We start from the raw sequence: 18,408 nt of genomic DNA, 5'->3' as shown, positions 1-18,408 counted from the left end.
CGCCCGCGCCTGCTTCCGGATCCGTCCGCAATCGTCCGCCCCCGCCGTCGCCAGCCCCCCTGGTGCCCGTCCGTCCCGCCTGCGCCGCCCCGCCGAGGGCGCTCACGTTCCCGCGCCCTCGGCGCCGGGGAGGGCGCCCTGCTCCCGCCGCTGCTCACGTCCAGTCGTCGTCGCCGTGGTTGCGATCCCACCGGCCACCCACGGGCGGGGTGTCCATCCGGATCGCCGAGTCGGCGTTGCCGGCGAGGTCGTTGTCCTCGACGCGGCAGTCCACGCAGCTGCCCTGCGCGGTGATCCACAGTCCGTGGTTCTGCGTGCTCGGCTGCTTGTTGTCCCAGATCCGGTTTCCCCGGATGGTGGCCGAGTCGACGGCCGCGTTGATCGCGATGCCGGCCCGCACCGGCGGCCCTCCCGGCAGCTCGTACGGCGTGCCCGGCGCCGGGGTGGCCCCGCTCCACCCGCTCGGCGAGTCCGGTCGGATCGGCGCGAGCGTGAGCTCGGTGTCGTCGTTGGCCGCCACCACGGCGATCCGCTCGCCGACGTGCACCACCTTGCCCCGGTGGCCGTCGTTCGGCCACGTCGCCCGCCGGTCCACCACCGACTTCTCGGTGTACCGCACCGAGTTACCGTGCCCGCTCATGGCCGGCGCCCACTGCCGTCCGTTGTTCCGGATCCGGTTGCCGACCACGATGGCGTCGCGGATCGGCCGGTCGATACGGATGGCGTCGGCGCTGTTGCCGTAGAAGTCGTTGCTCTCGATGACGATCTCCTCGGCCACGGCCTCCTCGGACCCGCCGAGATCGCGCTGGTGGTAGCCGTAACGGCCATTGCCGCTGATCCGGTTGCCGCGGATCGTGTACGGGCCCGGGGTGTTGCCGATGCTGACCCCGTCGCGCAGGTTGCCGTCGATCACGCAGTCGGTGAGGATGCCGCCCCGCCCGGCGGTGTGCGTGGTGCCCTTCGCCGAGACGTGGAAGCCGGCCTCCAGGTTGCCGGTCATCGTGCAGGCGGAGACGATCAGGCCGTTCGCGCCCCAGTCGGAGATGCCGAAGCGGTTGCCCTGGGTGTGGCAGCCGATGATCCGCACCCCCCGTGGGCGCAGCTGGCCTGCCTCCTGCAACTCCAGGAAGATGCCGTTGGTGGCGTTGGCGACCGCGCTGCAGTTGACGATGTTGAACCGCTCCACGCTGCCCCAGCCGCCGATGCCGACGCCGATGCCCGCGCCACCCATCTCGGTGCCGTTGTCCAGCCGCCCACACCCGACCACCAGCACCCCGTCGATCAGGCAGTCCTGGAGGAAGTCGCAGCCCAGGCCGGTGGCGGCGGTGTGGTGGATGTACAGGTTGCGGAAGACACCCCGTACGACGTACTGCAAACCGAGCCCCTTGGCCAGCGGGTTGTAGTCCGCCGACGCCACTCCCGAGCCGTCGATCTCGAAGTCGGCGAAGGTGCAGTCGGCCAGGTGCCGGTCCCGGTCGGCGCCGTGCTGGAGCGTGGTGTAGAACGCCAGCGGCGACGGGTCGGCCCGGTTGCCGGCGTTGCTGAGCACGAAGCGGGTCGCCCCCGGGCCGGCGCCGACGAGCGACACCCCGGTACGCCACACGGTGCCCGAGTCCCGCATCGAGTAGACCCCGGGCGGGCAGTAGATGATCCTCGCCCGGCCGTCGGCGGCGTACGCGTCGCCGAGCCGGTCCACCAGCGCGGCGAGCGCCGGCTGGTCGTTGGCGACCCCGTCGCCGACCATGCCGTGCTCCCGGGCGTCGCAGAGCAGCGGGGCGCCGGCCACCGCGTGGCGCCGCACGCCTGCGGCGGAGGGCATGTCCGGGTACGCCACTCGTCCTCCCCTCGGCGGGACTGCCCGGCCCGCATTCCCGGCGCGCCCGTAGGGAAACGCGGCCCGGCACGGCGACGGCCCCGGCGCCCGCCGGGAGGCGGAGGGCCGGGGCCGTCGCGGACGCGGGTCAGACGTTGGCGATCAGCACCGCCGGCCGCTCGACGCAGTCGGCGACGTGCCGCAGGAAGCCGCCGGCCACCCCGCCGTCGCAGACCCGGTGGTCGAAGGTCAGGCTGAGCTGCGTCACCTTGCGCACCGCGAGCTGCCCGTCCACCACCCAGGGCTTGTCCACGATCCGGCCCACCCCGAGCAGCGCCGCCTCCGGGTGGTTGATGATCGGGGTGGAGCCGTCGACACCGAAGACGCCGTAGTTGTTGAGCGTGAACGTGCCACCGGTCAGCCGGGCCGGGGGCAGCGTGCCGGCCCGGGCGGCCGTGGTGGTCGCGCTCAGCTCGGCGGCCAGCTCGGCGGTGGTGAGCCGCTGCGCGTCCCGCAGCACCGGCACGACCAGCCCCCGGTCGGTCTGGGCGGCGATGCCCAGGTGCACCCCGGCGGACTGGACGATCCGCTGGCCCTCGGTGTCGACCCGGGCGTTGAGCTGCGGGTACCGGCGCAGCCCGGACAGGCAGATCCGGGCCAGCAGGGCCAGGATGCTCACCGGCGCGTCCGGGGTCGCCGCGTTGATCGCCGCACGGGTCTCCAGCAGCCCGGTGGCGTCCACGTCCACCCAGATGGTGACCTCGGGGATCTCCCGCCGGCTGCGGGAGAGCTTGTCGGCGATCACCTTGCGGATGCCGGTCAGCGGGACGACGAGGTCCTCGGCGCCGGGGACGGCCGACGGGGCGGGCTCGTCCGGCACCGCGGCGAGCCGGGCGGCGGGCGTGGCCGCCTCGGCGACGGCGGCCTCCACGTCCGCCCGGCGCACCACGCCGCCGGGGCCGGTGCCGCGCAGGGCGGCCAGGTCGAGGCCGTGCTCGCGGGCCAGCCGGCGCACGATCGGCGAGATGACCAGGGGCGCCGCCGCGGCGTCCGGACGGTCGGCAAGGGCGGCCGGACGCTCGACCGGGGCGGGCGCCGCCGACGCGGCGGGGGTGGGATCGGGCGCGGCCACGAGACGGGGGCGCCGACGCCGCCGCCCCGCGCCGCCGTGGCCGGTGCCGTAGCCGATGAGGACGTTGCCGGAGCCGGCCCGCTCCTCCTCGCGGTAGGTGGCGTGCCCGGCGGGCTCGTCGCCGGCCCCGCCGTCGCCGTCCAGGGGCGCGATGGTGATCAGCGGCTGGCCGACCGGGCGGGTCTCGCCCGCCGCGCCGTGCAGCGCCACGACCCGCCCGGCGTACGGGCAGGGCACGTCGACAACCGCCTTGGCGGTCTCCACCTCGACGACGCTCTGGTCCACCGTGACCACGTCACCCACGGCGACCCGCCACTCGACGATCTCGGCCTCGCTCAGCCCCTCGCCCAGGTCGGGCAGGAGGAAGACCTGCGTACCGTCCACGGTGGTCACGCCGCGCTCCCCCGGCTCAGCCAGCGCCCGTCGGGCTGGTCGTCCCACTGGAGCCGGGCCACCGTGTCGAGGACCCGGTCCACCGACGGCAGGTGGGTGTGCTCCAGCATCGGCGCCGGGTACGGGATGTCCAGCCCGGACACCCGCAGCACGGGGGCGTGCAGGGCGTGGAAGCAGCGCTCCTGCACTCGGGCGGCGATCTCGGCGCCGACCCCGGCGAAGCCCTGCGCCTCCTGGATCACCACGCACCGGCCGGTACGCCGGACGGAGGCCGTGACGGTCTCGTCGTCGAACGGCACGATGCTGCGCACGTCCACGACCTCCAGGTCCCAGCCCTCCTCGCGGGCGGCCTCGGCGGCCTCCAGCGCGACCGGCACCGCCGGCCCGTACGCCACGAGCGTCGCGTCGCGGCCGGGGCGGCGCACGACCGCCCGGCCGATCGGCGCGGAGGTCGTGGACAGCTCCGCCTCGGCGCTGGAGAAGTAGAGCTTCTTCGGCTCCATGAACACGACCGGGTCGGGATCGTCGATCGCCTGGCGCAGCAGCGAGTACGCGTCCTCGACCGTGGCCGGGGTGACGACCTTCAGCCCGGGGGTGTGCGCGTAGTACGCCTCGCTGGAGTCGCAGTGGTGCTCGACGCCGCCGATACCGCCGGCGTACGGCACCCGGATGACGATCGGCACGCTGAGCGCGCCCCGGGTGCGGTTGCGCAGCTTCGCCACGTGCGAGGCGATCTGCTCGAACGCCGGGTACGCGAACGCGTCGAACTGCATCTCGACCACCGGGCGCATCCCGGACATGGCCATGCCGACGGCGAAGCCGACGATGCCGGCCTCGGCGAGCGGGGTGTCGAAGCAACGCTTGTCGCCGAAGCGGGCCTGGAGGCCGTCGGTGATCCGGAAGACGCCGCCGAGCGCCCCGACGTCCTCGCCGAAGACGACCACCCGGTCGTCGTCGAGCATCGCGTCGGCGAGCGCGGCGTTGAGCGCCTTCGCCATGGTCAGGGTCGCCATCAGCGCTCACCCTCCTCGTCCGCGGCGGCGGCCAGTTCGGCACGGACCTGCTCGCGCTGCTCGACCAACTGTGGGGTGGGCTCGGCGTAGACGTGGTCGAAGAGGCTCATCGGGTCGACCGTCGGCTGCGCGTTCATCCGGGTGCGCAGGTCGGCGGCGTACGCCTCGGCCTCCTCGGCGACCGCGGCGACGGCGGCGTCGTCGAGGGCGCCGCGCGAGCGCAGGTACGTCTCCAGCCGGGCGACCGGGTCCCGGTCCCGCCAGGCCTCGACCTCGGCGCCGTCGCGGTAGCGGGTGGCGTCGTCGGCGTTGGTGTGCGCCTCCATCCGGTAGGTGTGCGCCTCGACCAGGAACGGGCCCTTGCCGGAGCGGGCGTGCTCCACCGCGCGGGTGAGCACGGCGAGCACGGCCACGGGGTCGTTGCCGTCGACCTGCTCGCTGGGCACGCCGTAGCCGACGCCCTTGTACGCCAGCGACGGCGCGGCGGTCTGCCGTGACAGCGGGACGCTGATGGCGTACCGGTTGTTCTGCACGAAGTAGACGACGGGGGCCTTGAACACGGCGGCGAAGTTGACGCCCTCGTGGAAGTCGCCCTCGCTGGTGGCGCCGTCGCCGATGAACGCCAGCGCCACGGTGTCGCGCCCCTGGTACGCCTCGCCGTAGGCCAGGCCGGCGGCGTGCACGCACTGCGTGGCCAGCGGCGTGCACTGCGGGGCGGTGCGCCGCTCGGCGGGGTCGTACCCGCAGTGCCAGTCCCCGCGCAGCAGGGTCAGCACCTCGACGGGGTCGATGCCCCTGCTGACGAGGGCCATCGACTCCCGGTAGGTCGGGAAGACCCAGTCCGACTCGCGCAGGGCGAGGACGGCGCCGACCTGGCAGGCCTCCTGGCCGCGCGAGGACGGGTAGACGGCCAGCCGGCCCTGCTTGGTCAGCGCGGTGGCCTGGACGTCGAAGCGGCGGCCGACGACCATCCGCCGGTACATCTCGACGAGCGCCTCGACGGGCGGCTCGGGGTAGGCGGCGGGGGCACGCAGCGGCGTGCCGGTCGGGTCGAGCAGGCGGACGGGCTCGGTGGCCGGCAGCAGCGGCTTGGCCGGGTCGGGCGGGGTGGCCGCCCGGCGGCTGCGCGGGGCCCTGCGGACCGCCTCGGGTGTGGTCGTCACGGCGGGACCTCCTGGACGTGTGGTGGGCCTATGCTCCTGCTGTCGGATGATTGACTCAAGATCCAGGACAAACGCGGGACGGATGGCATGGGACGGGCAGCGAAGTGAGCCAGGAGTCCGGGGGCGCGGCGGAGCCGGCAGCCGGAACGGGACGTTCGGCGCGACCGCTGGACGACGTCGACCGGCGGATCCTCGACGAGCTGGTCCGCGACGGCCGCACGTCGGTGCGCACCCTCGCCGAGCGCATCCACATCTCGCGCACCAACGCGTACGCCCGCGTCGAGCGGCTGCTGCGCGACGGCGTGATCACCGGCTTCCGGGCCCAAGTCGCGCCCGAGGCGGCGGGGCTCGGCACCTCGGCGTACATCGCGTTGAAGATCGAGCAGAACACCTGGCGCGAGGTGTCGGCGGAGCTGGCCCGGGTGCGCTACATCGAGCACGCCGCCCTGCTCGGCGGCGACCACGACGTGCTCGCCCTGGTCCGGGCGCCCGACAACGCCACCCTGCGCGACGTGGTGCTGGGCCGCGTGCAGAGCATCGCCGGCGTGCTCTCCACCCGCACCTGGCTGGTCTTCGAGGAGTTCGACGGCGAGCGCAGCCCGTGGGAGTGAGCCGGCACGGCGGCCTCCCCGCCGGCCGGTCCGCTCAGCGCTCCGGCGGGGCCTCCAGCCCCTCCCGGTCGGCCAGCTCCAACAGCGGCTGGAGGGAGAACCGCCGGTCGTCGAGGCCCGCGTGCGGGTCGCCGCGCTCGGCGAACCGGGCGGGTATCGTGGTCACGGCGAAGTCCTCCGGCCGCGCGTCGTCCAGCTCCGACCAGTCCAGCGGCGCGGAGACCAGCGCCTGCGGGGTGGGGCGGATGGAGTACGCCGAGGCCATCGTGTGGTCCCGGGACATCTGGTTGTAGTCGACGAAGACCGGCCGGTCGCGCTGTTCCCGCCACCACGTGGTGGTGACCAGGTCCGGCAGCCGGCGCTGCATCTCCCGCCCCAGCGCCAGCACCGCCCGCCGACAGTCGCCGAAGCTCCACCGGGGCTCGATGGACAGGTAGACGTGCAGGCCCCGTCCGCCGGTGGTCTTCGGGTAGCCGGTCAGCCCCAGCTCGGCGAGGAACGCGCGCACCTCGTGGGCCACCGGCACCACCTGGTCGAAGCCCACCCCCGGCATCGGGTCCAGGTCGATGCGCAGCTGGTCGGGCCGTTCGACGTCGGCGGCGGAGACCGGCCAGGGGTGGAACCGCAGGGTGCCCAGGTTGGCCGCCCAGATCACCACCGCCAGCTCACCGGGCGCGACCTCGTCGGCCGTACGTCCGCTGGGGAAGGTGATGTGGGCGGTGCGCACCCAGTCGGGCGCGCCCGCCGGCAGCCGCTTCTGGTAGAAGGCGTCGCCCCGGTTGTCCTGCCGGGTGCCGATCTTCGCCCCGTCGAAGACGCCGCGCGGCCACCGCTCCAGCATGGTCGGGCGGTCCCGCAGGGCGCGCAGGATGCCGTCGCCGACGGCGAGGAAGTAGCGCACCACGTCCAGCTTGGTCAGCCCGAGTTCCGGGAAGTACGGCTTGTCGGGGCTGGAGACGCGCACCAGCCGCTCCCCCACCTGGATCTCCTCGGCCGGCGTCGCCACGTGCACACCGTAACCCGGCCGGTCGGCCGGCACGCCGCGTCACGGCCCGCGCCGACCGACGCGGATCCCGCCGGGGCCGACGCCGGGCCCGCGCGCCGACGGCCGGGCGCTCCGCGCGCGGAGCCCCGGCCGCCGGCGGCCGGGTCTCAGCTCATCTCCTCCTGGAGGCGCGAGATGAGCATCCGCTTGCCCTGCTCGCCCGCCTTGCGGTTGTTCTCCTGGATCTTGCGGAACCAGGTGGCCAGTTCCGTGTCGCCGCGCGCGTCGGCGTCGGCGATGTAGTTCTCCAACTGCCAGATGTGCTGCAACGACATCTGCAGCGCGTGGATCAGGTCGTAGTTCTGATCCTTCACCGGGCTCGCCGGCTCCCTGACCATCGTGGCCACGGCACACCTCCCCGTCTCGGTGATCGATGGAGGCAGCGCTTACCCGGCCCGGCCCCGATCACGCCCCGGGCGCGGGGCACCCCGACGGACCTGGTCGACGCCTTCCTTGCCGGAAGCGGACGCCGGTGACGACTCCGTCGGTCGTCGTCGCACCGGTGGGTTACGGTGCGTCGATGATCCGGTGACCGGGACGGGGGGAGACGGTTCGTGGGCGAAGGCGACGCGGGATCGGGCGGGAGCGGGGTGACCGCGGCCGGTGCGGCCCTCCGGTCGGGCGACGAGCAGGCCTTCGCCGAGCTGACCGACCGGCACCGGCGGGAGTTGCAGGTGCACTGCTACCGGATGCTCGGGTCGTTCGACGACGCCGAGGATCTCGTGCAGGAGACGTTCCTGCGGGCCTGGCGCAGCCGGGAGAGCTTCCAGGGCCGCTCCACCGTGCGGGCCTGGCTCTACCGGATCGCCACCAACGCCTGTCTCGACTTCCTCGACCGCCGCCAGCGGCAGCCCGGTCCGCTCGTCGCGCCGACGTCGTCCCGGGTCCCCGGGCCCGGCCGGGCCTCGTTGCCGCAGGCGGAAATCCCCTGGCTCCAGCCCTATCCGGACCGGTTGCTCGATCCGCCCGCCCCGCCGGACGTCGAGCCGGACGCGGCACTGGTGGCCAAGGAGACCATCGAGCTGGCGTTCCTCGCCGCGATCCAGCACCTGCCGCCCCGGCAACGGGCGGTGCTCATCCTGCGCGACGTGCTCGGCTGGCCGGCGGCGGACACCGCCACGCTGCTCGACGGCACGGTCGCCGCAGTCAACAGCGCCCTGCAACGGGCGCGCGCCACCCTCCGGCAGCGCCTGCCGCAACGGCGGACGGAGTGGCCGGCGGCGACCGACCCGAGCGCCGAGGAACGGGCGGTGCTCCAGCGGTACGTCGCGGCGACCGAAAGCGCCGACCTGACGGCGCTGGCGGCGTTGCTGCGCGAGGACGCCCGCTTCACCATGCCGCCCGAGCCGACCTGGTACGAGGGACGGGACGCGATCATCGAGTGCTGGGCGCCCGCGCTGGTCGGGCCCACCGCCTGGAAGGACTGGTGTCACGTGCCCACCCGCGCGAACCGCCAGCCCGCCGTCGCCTGCTACGTGCGTGAGCCCGGCCGGCCCCGCTACCACGCGCTGGGCCTCGACGTGCTCCGCATCGAGGCTGGCGAGGTCGTGGAGGTCACCGCGTTCCCTCCCCGCGTCTTTCCGGCCTTCGGGCTGCCGATGACCCGTTGACGGATGGTGGCGGCGATGAGTTCTCACGCGCCCCGCCGTCTCAATGGGGGTGGCCGGCGGTGCGGCGCGACGCTGACGTCGCCGGAAGGACGGAGGCAGGAGAGACACCATGACCCAGCCGAGAGTTGTCAGCCGAGACGAGTGGGAGGCGGCCCGTGCGGAACTGCTCGTCAGCGAGAAGGAGCTCACCCGGGCACGCGACGCGTTGAGCGCTCAGCGGCGTCGGCTACCGATGGTCCGGATCGACAAGAAGTACGTCTTCGACTCCCCGGACGGCCCGGTGGACCTGCCGAGTCTGTTCGACGGTCGTCGCCAGCTCGTCGTCCGGCACTTCATGTTCCACCCCGACTGGGACGAGGGTTGCGTGGGCTGCTCCCTACAGGTCGACAACCTCGGCCACCCGGCTCACCTGCACGCCCGGGACACCAACCTGGTGCTGGTGTCCCGGGCACCGCTGACCAGGATCGAGCCGTTCCGGCGGCGGATGGGGTGGACTGTTCCCTGGTTCTCGTCCTTCGGTGGGGACTTCAATCCCGACTTCGGGGCCACCAGGGACGACGCGGAATGCTCCGGGCTGAGCGTGTTCCTCCGCGACGGAGCGGACGTCTTCCACACCTACTCGTCCTTCTCCCGGGGCGGCGACGCGTTGATCAACACCTACAACTACCTCGACCTGACGGCGTTGGGCCGACAGGAGGAGGGGCTGGATTATCCGCAGCAGTGGTGGCGGCACCACGACCGGTACGACGACCGACGCCGCGGGACCCGGCGCCGCGACGCCTCACCCGCGCGCGCCATGGGCCACTCCCCGGACCTGGAGGATCACTGACAGTGGCGACCTACGTGTTGATCCCGCCCGCGGGCAGTGGGCCCTGGTACTGGCACCTCCTCGCGGCGCAGTTGCGTGAGCGCGGGCACGACGTGGTGGCGGTCGACCTGCCGTGCGCCGACGAGTCGGCGGGGCTGGCGGAGTACACCGACGCCGCCGTCCGGGCCGTCGGGGACCGTACGGACCTGGTCGTCGTGGCTCAGTCGTTCGGCGCGTTCACCGGCCCGCTGGTGTGCGACCGGGTCCACGCGGACCTGCTCGTGCTGCTGACCCCGATGGTGCCCTGCCCCGGCGAGTCGCCGGGCGAGTGGTGGAGCGGCACCGGCTACGCGCAGGCCAGGCGGATCCAGGCCGAACGCGAGGGCTGGACGCCGGAGCAGGACGAGGACCCGAACGTCGTCTTCTTCCACGAGCTGCCGCCCCGGCTGGTCGAGGAGGCCACGGCGAACGCCCGGGACCAGTCGGGCACGCCGTTCGAGAAGCCCTGGCCGCTCGCCGCCTGGCCGGACGTGCCGACCCGGGCGCTGCTCTGCCGGGGTGACCGCTTCTTCCCCGTCGACTTCCTGCGGAAGCTGGTGTCCGACCGGCTGGGGATCACCCCGGACGAGATGGACGGTGGGCACCCGGTGGCCCTGAGCCGGCCGCGGGAGCTGGCCGTCCGGCTGGAGGAGATCCGGCGGGAGGTCTGCGAGGTCGCCCGCCCCACGCCGGATCGCCGGCGCTGACCGGCGCGCCGGGGGCCGGGTGCGGAATCGGCACCCCGGCGCGACCCGGGGCACCGTCTCCGTCCGCTGCCCGGGCCGAACGACACCGGTGGCGGGCCGCGGTTACCCGGGGCGGGGCGCGGGTAGGGGTTGCCGCATGGCGGAACTGGCGACGCTCTGGATCATCCGACACGGTGAGAGCACGGCGAACGTGGCGGCCACGGCGGCCGAGGCCGCCGGCGCCGAGCTGATCGACCTGACCCACCGCGACGCGGACGTGCCGTTGAGCACGACCGGTGAGGAGCAGGCCCGGGCCACCGCGCGCTGGCTGGCCGGGCTGCCCGAGGCCCGCCGGCCGGACGTGGCGGTGGTGTCGCCGTACCTGCGGGCGGTGCAGACCGCCGAGCTGGCCCTGGCCGGCACCGGCATTCCCCTCAGCCGAGACGAGCGGCTGCGCGACCGGGAGTTGGGCATCCTGGACGGGCTGACCGGGCAGGGGGTGCGCCGGCGACACCCGGAGGAGGCGGCACGCCGCGACCGGCTCGGCAAGTTCTACTACCGGCCGCCGGGCGGCGAGTCCTGGACCGACGTGGCGCTGCGCCTGCGCGCCCTGCTCGGCGACCTGCGCCGCGACCACGAGGCCCGACGCGTGCTGCTGTTCGGCCACGACGCCCTGGTCTTCCTGACCCGCTACCTGGTGGAGGGGCTCACCGAGGTGGAGCTGATGGCGCTGACCCGCGAGCACGTCATCGCCAACTGCTCGATCACCGGCTGGTCCGCCGGCACCGACGGCCGGCTCGCCCCGGACGTGTTCAACGACGTCGGTCACCTGCACGCGCAGGGCGCCCGGCCGACCAGGGAGGACGAGGTCCATGCCGAACCGGTCTGACACCCGGGTGATCACGCCCGGGCTGCTGCGGGACTGGGCGCTGCCCGTGCCGACCGGCGGCAAGGAGGCCCGGGGCACGGTGCTGGTGGTCGGCGGTTCGCGGTTCACCCCCGGCGCGGTGCTGCTCGCCGGCGTGGCCGCGTTGCGGGCCGGGGCCGGTGTGCTCCAGCTCGCCGCCGCCGAGTCGACCGCCGCCGCGCTGAGCATCCAGGTGCCCGAGGCGCTGGTGGTGGGGCTGCCGGAGACCGCCGAGGGGGCGGTCGCGGGACGGCCCGGCGAGCTGCTGGGCGAGCTGGTGGCGCAGGCCGACGTGGTGGCCCTCGGCCCCGGCCTGAAGGACATCGACGAGACCGGCCGCCTGCTGCGCCTGGTACTCGACGCCGCCGGCCCGGAGACGTCGCTGGTGCTCGACGCGTACGCCCTGGGTGCCCTGAGCCACGCCCCCGACCTGCTGGTCGGGTCCGGTCGGCCGGTGGTGCTCACCCCCAACCTCACCGAGGCCCGGCACCTGCTCGACCGGGAGCCCGGCGACGACCTGGACGCCGAGGCGACGGAGCTGGCCCGCCGCTACGACGCGGTGGTCTCCCTCTACGGCCACATCGCCACCCCCGACGGCCGCAGTTGGCGGGAGGAGAGCGGCGACGCGGGCCTCGGCACCTCCGGCAGCGGGGACGTGCGCGCCGGGCTGCTGGCCGGACTGCTGTCGCGGGGCGCCGCACCGGCGCAGGCCGCGTGCTGGGCGGCGTTCGCCCACGCGGTGAGCGGTCAGCGGCTGGTCCCCCGGTTCGGCCGGATCGGCTTCCTCGCCCGGGAACTGCTCGACGAGATCCCGCACACCCTGGCGACCGTCTGACACCTTCCGTTGGCCCGCACGGACGCGTGTAACGCCAGCGGACCCCGTGGCGCTGCTGCTTGCGGAGGCGTGCATCCCGCGCGCCTCCCGCCGGTCGCTCCCCGCCAGGGGGCGTACCCCGGCTGGAAACAGCCCCTGGGAGTCTGTGTGAAGAACCTCCGTCGCAAGACACTGGCTGCCGCGTCCGCCGTGACGCTCGGCGTCGGCCTCGCCGTCGCCGGCGGGGTGGCCCCGGCGGCGTCGGCCGCCGGCCCGGACACCACGTTCCTGGTGCTCGCCCCGCAGGGTGCCAAGACGGACAAGGCGGCCGCGCGCGTGGCCGCCGCCAACGGCACCGTGGTCGCCAGCTACGACCAGATCGGCGTGCTCGTCGTCCGGTCGACCAACCCCGACTTCGTCACGGACGTGGCGGGCGCGGGCGTCGACTCGGTGGCGTCCACCGCCGGCCTGGGCACCGCCCTCGACGAGGGCGAGACCCTGGAGGTCTCCGCGGCCGAGGCGGTCAACACGACCGCCGACCCGACCAAGGAGCCCCTCTTCGGTCAGCAGTGGGACATGCCGATGATCGACGTCCCGCAGGCCCACGCCGTCAACGCCGGCCGGGCCGACGTGGTGGTGGGCGTGCTGGACAGCGGCATCTCGTCCAGCCACCCCGATCTGGCCAGCCAGATCGCGAAGAACAAGAGCACGTCCTGCATCGGTGGCGTCACCGACACCACCGAGTCCGCCTGGAACCCGACCACCTCCGACCACGGCACCCACGTGGCCGGCACCATCGCCGCCGCCGTCAACGGCGTCGGCGTGGCCGGTGTCGCCCCGGGCGTCAAGGTGGCTGCCGTCAAGGTGGTCAACGACGACGGCTACATCTTCCCGGAGGCTGCGGTCTGCGGGTTCATGTGGGCCGCCGAGCAGGGCATGCGGGTCACCAACAACAGCTACTACATCGACCCGTGGCAGCTGAACTGCCGCAACGACGCGCGCCAGCGTCCGGTGTGGAAGGCGGTCCAGCGGGCCCTGCGTTACTCGCAGGGCAAGGGCGTGCTGCACGTGGCGTCCTCGGGTAACAGCAACTGGGACCTCGCGCACAAGATCACCGACACGGGCAGCCCGAACAACGGGACGCCCGAGGAGCGCGAGAACCTCACCAACGCCTGCCTCGTCCTGCCGGCCGAGGCGCCGGGCGTGGTGACGGTGTCGGCGGTCGGCCCGACCGGGGAGAAGAGCTACTACTCCTCGTACGGCCAGGGCGTGGTCGAGGTGACGGCGCCGGGTGGCGACACCCGCTTCCGCACCCGGGGTGCCAGCTCGACCCTCTCCGACGGCATCCTCTCCACCACCTACAACACCACCACGAAGACCAACGGTTGGGGCTACAAGCAGGGCACCTCGATGTCCTCGCCGCACGCCGCCGGCGTGGCCGCCCTGGCCGTCTCGGCGCACCCGGGCATGACGCCCGGCCAGCTGTCGGCCTTCCTGGGCACCACCGCCGAGGCGATCGCCTGCCCCAGCGGCGTCTACAACCCGGTGCCGCTGATCGCGGCCGGCCCGAACGCCTACGACGCGACCTGCTCCGGCGGCAAGCGCAACGGCTTCTACGGCGCCGGCATGGTCAACGCGTACAACGTGGTGAAGTAGCAAGCACGGCACGACCCGTGGTGGGGCCCGGCGGATCACCGCCGGGCCCCACCCGTTTTCGCTGCTCACCACGGGGGTACGGGAGGAGGTGTCAGACGAACCGAGGAGGTCGACGGTGTCCACCGATGCCATCGTGGTGTTGAAAGAGGACCACAAGGAGATGCGCCGCCTGTTCAAGGCGTTCCAGGACGCCGAGGAGGGTCCGGCGGCGCGGCGCCAGAAGCTGGTGAACGAGATCCTGGAAGCCCTCACGGTCCACACCTACCTCGAGAACGAGGTGATGTACCCCGAGGTCCGCAAGCTCCTGCCCGACCTGGAGGACGACATCCTCGAGTCGTACGAGGAGCACCACGTCGCCGACGTGCTCTGCGCCGAGCTGTTCACCATGGATGCCGGCGACGAGCGCTTCAACGCCAAGACCACCGTGCTGATCGAGAACGTCCTGCACCACGTCGAGGAGGAGGAGCAGGAGTGGTTCCCCAAGGTGCGCGAGGCACTCGGCCGTAAGCAGCTCCAGGAGATCGGCGAGCGGATGATCGCGCTGCGCGCGGACGCGCCGCGCAAGCCGACCGACCCGAAGGCGATCAAGAAGTCGCTGGACGCGGTGACGGCCTGAGCGGACGCGACCCCACGGGCCCCGGTGCGCCGGGGCCCGTCGTCACGTCCGGGGGCGCGGGCAGGATCCGCCGCAGCGTCGGTGGCGCGGCGCGGGGCCGCCACTCCCGGGGGTAGCCCACCGAGACCTCCTCGAACCGCACCCCGTCGTGCCAGGTGGTACGGGGGATGTGCAGGTGGCCGTAGACCACGGCGGTGGCGTCGAAGCGCAGGTGCCAGTCGGCGGTGGACTCGGTGCCGCACCACTGGGCGAAGATCGGATAGCGCAGCACCCGGGTCGGCTCGCGCAGCAGCGGCCAGTGGTTGACCAGCACCGTCGGCAGCCCCGGCTCCCGGTCGGCGAGCCGCCGCGCGGTCTCGGCGACCCGGGCGGCGCACCACGCGGACCGGCTCGGGTACGGGTCGGGGTGCAGCAGGAACTCGTCGGTGCATACGACCCCCACCCGGTACGCCTCCTCCAGCGCCGCCTCGGGGGTGTCGAGCCCGTCCGGGCGCCAACTGTGGTCGTAGAGCAGGAACAGCGGCGCCACCAGCACCGGCCCGCCCTCCCCCCGCCACACCGGGTACGGGTCCTCCGGGGTCAGCACGCCCAGCCGCCGGCAGACGTCGACCAGGTACGCGTAGCGCGCGGCCCCGCGCAGCGCCACCGGATCGGCGGGCGGGGTCCACAGCTCGTGGTTGCCCGGCGCCCAGAGCACCTTCGCGAAGCGGCGACTGAGCAGGCCGAGGGCCCACTCGACGTCGGCCACCGTGTCGCCCACGTCGCCGGCGACCAGCAGCCAGTCCCGCGGCGACCCGGGGCGCAGCCCCTCGACCACCTCCCGGTTACCCGCGTGACCGACGTGCAGGTCGCTGATGGCGAGCACACTGCCGCCCTCGCCGTCCTCCCCCGCCATGCCGCTGATCCTAGGCAGCGACGGGCCCCACCGCGAGGGTCACCCGCGTCGCCGGCCGGGCCCGACGGACCGCCGCCGGGCCCGGAAGGGCTCAGCCTCCGGAGCCCGGCTCGGCCATCCTGCGGTGCTGCGCCGCCTTGAGCCGGTCCGGGACGATCTTGCCGGCGGCGGTCTGCACCTTGTTGAGCAGGGAACCCGCGGTCACCGTCTGGTCGCCGCGCATCATCGCCGCGAAGCCCTGCTCGGCTACGGTCCGCGGGTCGTCCTTGCGCCCGGAGCCGACCCGGGTGTCCTCCATCTCGGCACGGTCGAAGAACTCCGTGTCGGTCGGCCCCGGCATCAGCGACGTCACCGTCACCCCGGTGTCCTTCAGCTCGTTGCGCAGCGCCTCCGCGAACGACTGCACGAACGACTTCGAGGCGTTGTAGACCGCCTGGAAGGGCCCCGGCATGGTGGCGGCGATCGACGAGGTGAACAGGACCCGTCCGGCGCCGCGGCGCACCATGGCGGGCAGCAGCAGCTTGGCCAGGTGCACCGTCGAGCGTACGTTCAGGTCGACCACGGCCAGCTCGTCCGCGAGCGCGGTGCCCCCGACGAACTCCCCGCCGGCGCCCCGCCCGGCGTTGAGCGCCAGCCCGTCGACCGGGCGGCCGGTCGCGGTCACCGCCGCCGCCAGCTCCTCGACCCCCTCGGCGCGGGTCAGGTCGACCCGGACCGGGTGCACCCGCGGTCCGCCGTCGCGCCGCAGCCGCTGCGCCGCCGTGCCGATCCCGTCGTCCTCGGCGGCGATCACGAGGTCGTACCCGTGCTCGACGAACTGGACCGCCAGCTCGTACCCGATGCCGCTGGACGCGCCGGTCACCACGGCGAACGGCCGGCCCGTGCCCGATGTGGTCATCTGCCTGTCACTCCCCTCGTCGGCCGCCGGTCACGCGCGTGCCCGGCCCCGACTGTGCTGTGCCCCGCCGCGGCCCGGTCATGCCCCGCGTCGGCACCCGCCGGTTCCGCCGCGCGAGGTGGGCCGGGAGCCGCCGGGACGGACCCGGTAGGATCGGCACGGGCCGTGACTGGCGCGTGGGGATGGAAAACCATCGGGAAGCGGTCCCGTCATGAGGACGCATGCCGAGCGCCTGGGCCTTCCGCACGTCACTGGAGGTCGCATGTCGTCGCTGAACGCCGAATCCACCGCCTTCCGCAGCGCCCTCGAGGTGATCCGCGCCGTCGAGCCGCGGGTCGCCGACGCCATCGGCGCGGAGCTCGCCGACCAGCGCGAGTCGCTCAAGCTCATCGCCAGCGAGAACTACGCCTCCCCCGCGACCCTGCTGACCATGGGCAACTGGTTCAGCGACAAGTACGCCGAGGGCACCGTCGGGCGCCGCTTCTACGCGGGCTGCCAGAACGTCGACACCGTCGAGGCGCTCGCCGCCGAGCACGCCCGGGAGCTGTTCGGCGCCGCGCACGCGTACGTGCAGCCGCACTCCGGCATCGACGCCAACCTGGTCGCGTTCTGGGCGATCCTGGCCGACCGGGTGGAGTCGCCCGCGCTGAAGAAGGCCCAGGTGCGGCAGGTCAACGACCTCACCGAGGCCGACTGGTTCGCGCTGCGCCGCGAGCTGGGCAACCAGCGGATGCTCGGCATGTCGCTGGACGCCGGCGGCCACCTCACCCACGGGTTCCGACCGAACATCTCCGGCAAGATGTTCGACCAGCGCAGCTACGGCACCGACCCGGCCACCGGGCTCGTCGACTACGACAAGGTCGCCGAGGCCGCCCGCGAGTTCAAGCCGCTGATCCTGGTCGCCGGCTACTCGGCGTACCCGCGGAAGGTCAACTTCCGGATCATGCGGGAGATCGCCGACTCCGTCGGCGCCACCTTCATGGTCGACATGGCGCACTTCGCCGGCCTGGTCGCTGGGAAGGTCTTCACCGGCGACTTCGACCCGGTGCCGCACGCGCACATCGTCACCACCACCACGCACAAGTCGCTGCGTGGCCCGCGCGGCGGCATGGTGCTCTGCCAGCCCGAGCTGGCCGACCAGGTCGACCGGGGCTGCCCGATGGTGCTCGGCGGCCCGCTGCCGCACGTGATGGCCGCCAAGGCCGTCGCCCTCGCCGAGGCCCGCCGCCCCGACTTCGCCGACTACGCCCAGCGGATCGTCGACAACGCCCAGGCGCTCGCCGAGGGGCTGCTGCGGCGCGGCGGCAAGCTGGTCACCGGCGGCACCGACAACCACCTGGTGCTGATCGACGTCTCCGGCTACGGCCTGACCGGCCGGCAGGCCGAGCAGGCGCTGCTCGACTCCGGCATCGTCACCAACCGCAACTCCGTGCCGCAGGACCCGAACGGCGCCTGGTACACCTCGGGCATCCGGGTCGGCACCCCGGCGCTGACCAGCCGGGGCCTCGGTACCGCGCAGATGGACGAGACCGCCGAGCTGATCCACACCGTGCTCAGCCAGACCAAGCCGGGCGCCAACCCCGACGGCACCGCGTCCAAGGCCAAGTACGTCCTCGACCCGGCCGTCGCCGACCGGGTCGCCAAGCAGGCCAGCGACCTGCTGACCGGCTTCCCGCTCTACCCGGCCGTCGACCTCGGCTGAACCGCGCCACCCGACGCCCCCGCCCGGCCCGCCGAGCGGGGGCGTCCCCGTCCCCCACCCCGATCCCGCAGCGTCCCGAGCGCGGCGTCGATCATGCAGCTTCGGTGCCCGTTTCATCCGCTGTGATGCCGTCTTGTGACCCACCACAACTGCATGATCGATGCGCTACTGGGGGTGGGGGTGGTGGCGCAGGGCGCGGAGGCGGTGCAGGACGTCGGTGCCGCCCCGGCCGAAGTGGTCGTGCAGGGCGCGGTACTCGGCGTACAGCTCGTCGTAGGCCGCCGACCGGGCCGGATCGGGGTGCCAGGTCTCGCGCCGGCCGGCGCCCATCGCCGCCGAGGCGGCCGGCACGTCCGGGTACGCCCCGGCGGCGACCGCCGCGTGGACGGCCGCGCCCAGCGCCGCCGGGTGGGCGGAGTCGAGCACGTGCAGCGGCCGGTTGAGCACGTCGGCGTAGATCCGCAGCAACAGCCGGTTGTCGGTCAGCCCGCCGGCCACGGTCAGCTCGTCGACGGCCACCCCGGCGGCGGTGAACGCGTCGACGACGGTCCGGGCGCCGAAGGCGGTGGCCTCCAGCAGCGCCCGCCAGATCTCCTCCCGGCCGGGT

At 73.8% G+C, this 18,408-nt stretch carries 18 protein-coding genes and 1 riboswitch; of the genes, 9 read left to right on the top strand and 9 right to left on the bottom strand.

What is annotated here, in order from left to right:
- Positions 1-154: 154 nt before the first annotated feature.
- The 4 genes from AC5L34_RS20700 to pdhA form a co-directional block, all read right to left on the bottom strand.
- Complete coding sequence (locus tag AC5L34_RS20700; protein WP_441176689.1) at positions 155-1,819, bottom strand: right-handed parallel beta-helix repeat-containing protein; 1,665 nt, start codon at positions 1,817-1,819, stop codon at positions 155-157.
- A gap of 142 nt (positions 1,820-1,961) precedes the next feature.
- Positions 1,962-3,338 (bottom strand): dihydrolipoamide acetyltransferase family protein, encoded by a 1,377-nt coding sequence (locus tag AC5L34_RS20695; protein ID WP_441176595.1) that lies wholly within the window; start codon positions 3,336-3,338, stop codon positions 1,962-1,964.
- On the bottom strand, positions 3,335-4,351 hold the full coding sequence (locus tag AC5L34_RS20690) for an alpha-ketoacid dehydrogenase subunit beta (protein ID WP_441176596.1): 1,017 nt from the start codon (positions 4,349-4,351) through the stop codon (positions 3,335-3,337). Before AC5L34_RS20690 ends, AC5L34_RS20695 begins: the two co-directional genes overlap by 4 nt.
- Positions 4,351-5,514, bottom strand: a complete 1,164-nt coding sequence (gene pdhA / locus AC5L34_RS20685; RefSeq protein WP_441176597.1) for a pyruvate dehydrogenase (acetyl-transferring) E1 component subunit alpha — start codon at positions 5,512-5,514, stop codon at positions 4,351-4,353. The genes AC5L34_RS20690 and pdhA overlap by 1 nt, the downstream gene beginning before the upstream one ends.
- A gap of 104 nt (positions 5,515-5,618) precedes the next feature.
- Here pdhA and AC5L34_RS20680 point away from each other — a divergent pair, with 104 nt between their 5' ends.
- On the top strand, positions 5,619-6,125 hold the full coding sequence (locus AC5L34_RS20680; RefSeq protein WP_357720738.1) for an Lrp/AsnC family transcriptional regulator: 507 nt from the start codon (positions 5,619-5,621) through the stop codon (positions 6,123-6,125).
- Positions 6,126-6,159: 34 nt separating this feature from the next.
- Here AC5L34_RS20680 and AC5L34_RS20675 read toward each other — a convergent pair whose 3' ends face one another.
- Complete coding sequence (locus AC5L34_RS20675) at positions 6,160-7,131, bottom strand: DNA polymerase domain-containing protein (protein ID WP_441176598.1); 972 nt, start codon at positions 7,129-7,131, stop codon at positions 6,160-6,162.
- 146 nt (positions 7,132-7,277) lie between these two features.
- A complete protein-coding gene (locus AC5L34_RS20670) occupies positions 7,278-7,508 on the bottom strand; it encodes a hypothetical protein (protein ID WP_089003424.1) in 231 nt (76 codons plus the stop codon).
- 252 nt (positions 7,509-7,760) lie between these two features.
- On the opposite strand from AC5L34_RS20670, the gene AC5L34_RS20665 reads away from it, so the two are divergent.
- From AC5L34_RS20665 to AC5L34_RS20635, 7 genes are all read left to right on the top strand, one after another.
- A complete protein-coding gene (locus AC5L34_RS20665) occupies positions 7,761-8,780 on the top strand; it encodes a sigma-70 family RNA polymerase sigma factor (RefSeq protein WP_441176690.1) in 1,020 nt (339 codons plus the stop codon).
- 109 nt (positions 8,781-8,889) lie between these two features.
- Positions 8,890-9,609 (top strand): DUF899 domain-containing protein, encoded by a 720-nt coding sequence (locus AC5L34_RS20660; protein WP_441176600.1) that lies wholly within the window; start codon positions 8,890-8,892, stop codon positions 9,607-9,609.
- Positions 9,610-9,611: 2 nt separating this feature from the next.
- Positions 9,612-10,334, top strand: a complete 723-nt coding sequence (locus AC5L34_RS20655; protein WP_441176601.1) for an alpha/beta hydrolase — start codon at positions 9,612-9,614, stop codon at positions 10,332-10,334.
- 136 nt (positions 10,335-10,470) lie between these two features.
- Positions 10,471-11,202 carry a histidine phosphatase family protein gene (locus tag AC5L34_RS20650; RefSeq protein ID WP_494826496.1) on the top strand — a complete coding sequence of 244 codons (732 nt, stop codon included), beginning with the start codon at positions 10,471-10,473 and terminating at the stop codon, positions 11,200-11,202.
- A complete protein-coding gene (locus tag AC5L34_RS20645; RefSeq protein ID WP_396802100.1) occupies positions 11,186-12,055 on the top strand; it encodes an NAD(P)H-hydrate dehydratase in 870 nt (289 codons plus the stop codon). Before AC5L34_RS20650 ends, AC5L34_RS20645 begins: the two co-directional genes overlap by 17 nt.
- Positions 12,056-12,202: 147 nt before the next feature.
- Positions 12,203-13,690 (top strand): S8 family peptidase, encoded by a 1,488-nt coding sequence (locus AC5L34_RS20640; protein ID WP_441176604.1) that lies wholly within the window; start codon positions 12,203-12,205, stop codon positions 13,688-13,690.
- 115 nt (positions 13,691-13,805) lie between these two features.
- Positions 13,806-14,306: a hemerythrin domain-containing protein gene (locus tag AC5L34_RS20635; RefSeq protein ID WP_363897866.1), complete on the top strand. Its 501-nt coding sequence runs from the start codon at positions 13,806-13,808 to the stop codon at positions 14,304-14,306.
- Here AC5L34_RS20635 and AC5L34_RS20630 read toward each other — a convergent pair.
- Together AC5L34_RS20630 and AC5L34_RS20625 are read right to left on the bottom strand one after the other, a co-directional pair.
- Positions 14,275-15,201, bottom strand: a complete 927-nt coding sequence (locus AC5L34_RS20630) for a metallophosphoesterase family protein (protein ID WP_441176605.1) — start codon at positions 15,199-15,201, stop codon at positions 14,275-14,277. The genes AC5L34_RS20635 and AC5L34_RS20630 overlap by 32 nt on opposite strands.
- A gap of 91 nt (positions 15,202-15,292) precedes the next feature.
- Complete coding sequence (locus tag AC5L34_RS20625; protein WP_396802093.1) at positions 15,293-16,099, bottom strand: SDR family NAD(P)-dependent oxidoreductase; 807 nt, start codon at positions 16,097-16,099, stop codon at positions 15,293-15,295.
- A 155-nt stretch (positions 16,100-16,254) separates the two neighbouring features.
- Positions 16,255-16,344, top strand: a riboswitch (ZMP/ZTP riboswitch).
- Between the two features lie 17 nt (positions 16,345-16,361).
- On the opposite strand from AC5L34_RS20625, the gene AC5L34_RS20620 reads away from it, so the two are divergent.
- Positions 16,362-17,801, top strand: a complete 1,440-nt coding sequence (locus AC5L34_RS20620; protein WP_441176607.1) for a glycine hydroxymethyltransferase — start codon at positions 16,362-16,364, stop codon at positions 17,799-17,801.
- Between the two features lie 165 nt (positions 17,802-17,966).
- Here AC5L34_RS20620 and AC5L34_RS20615 read toward each other — a convergent pair whose 3' ends face one another.
- Entirely contained in the window at positions 17,967-18,377 is a 411-nt protein-coding gene (locus AC5L34_RS20615; protein WP_494826607.1) for an FGGY-family carbohydrate kinase, read from the bottom strand.
- Between the last annotated feature and the right edge of the window lie 31 nt (positions 18,378-18,408).

Source organism: Micromonospora sp. ZG13 (genome assembly GCF_059359355.1).
This window is presented reverse-complemented; position numbering and strand designations above follow the sequence as displayed.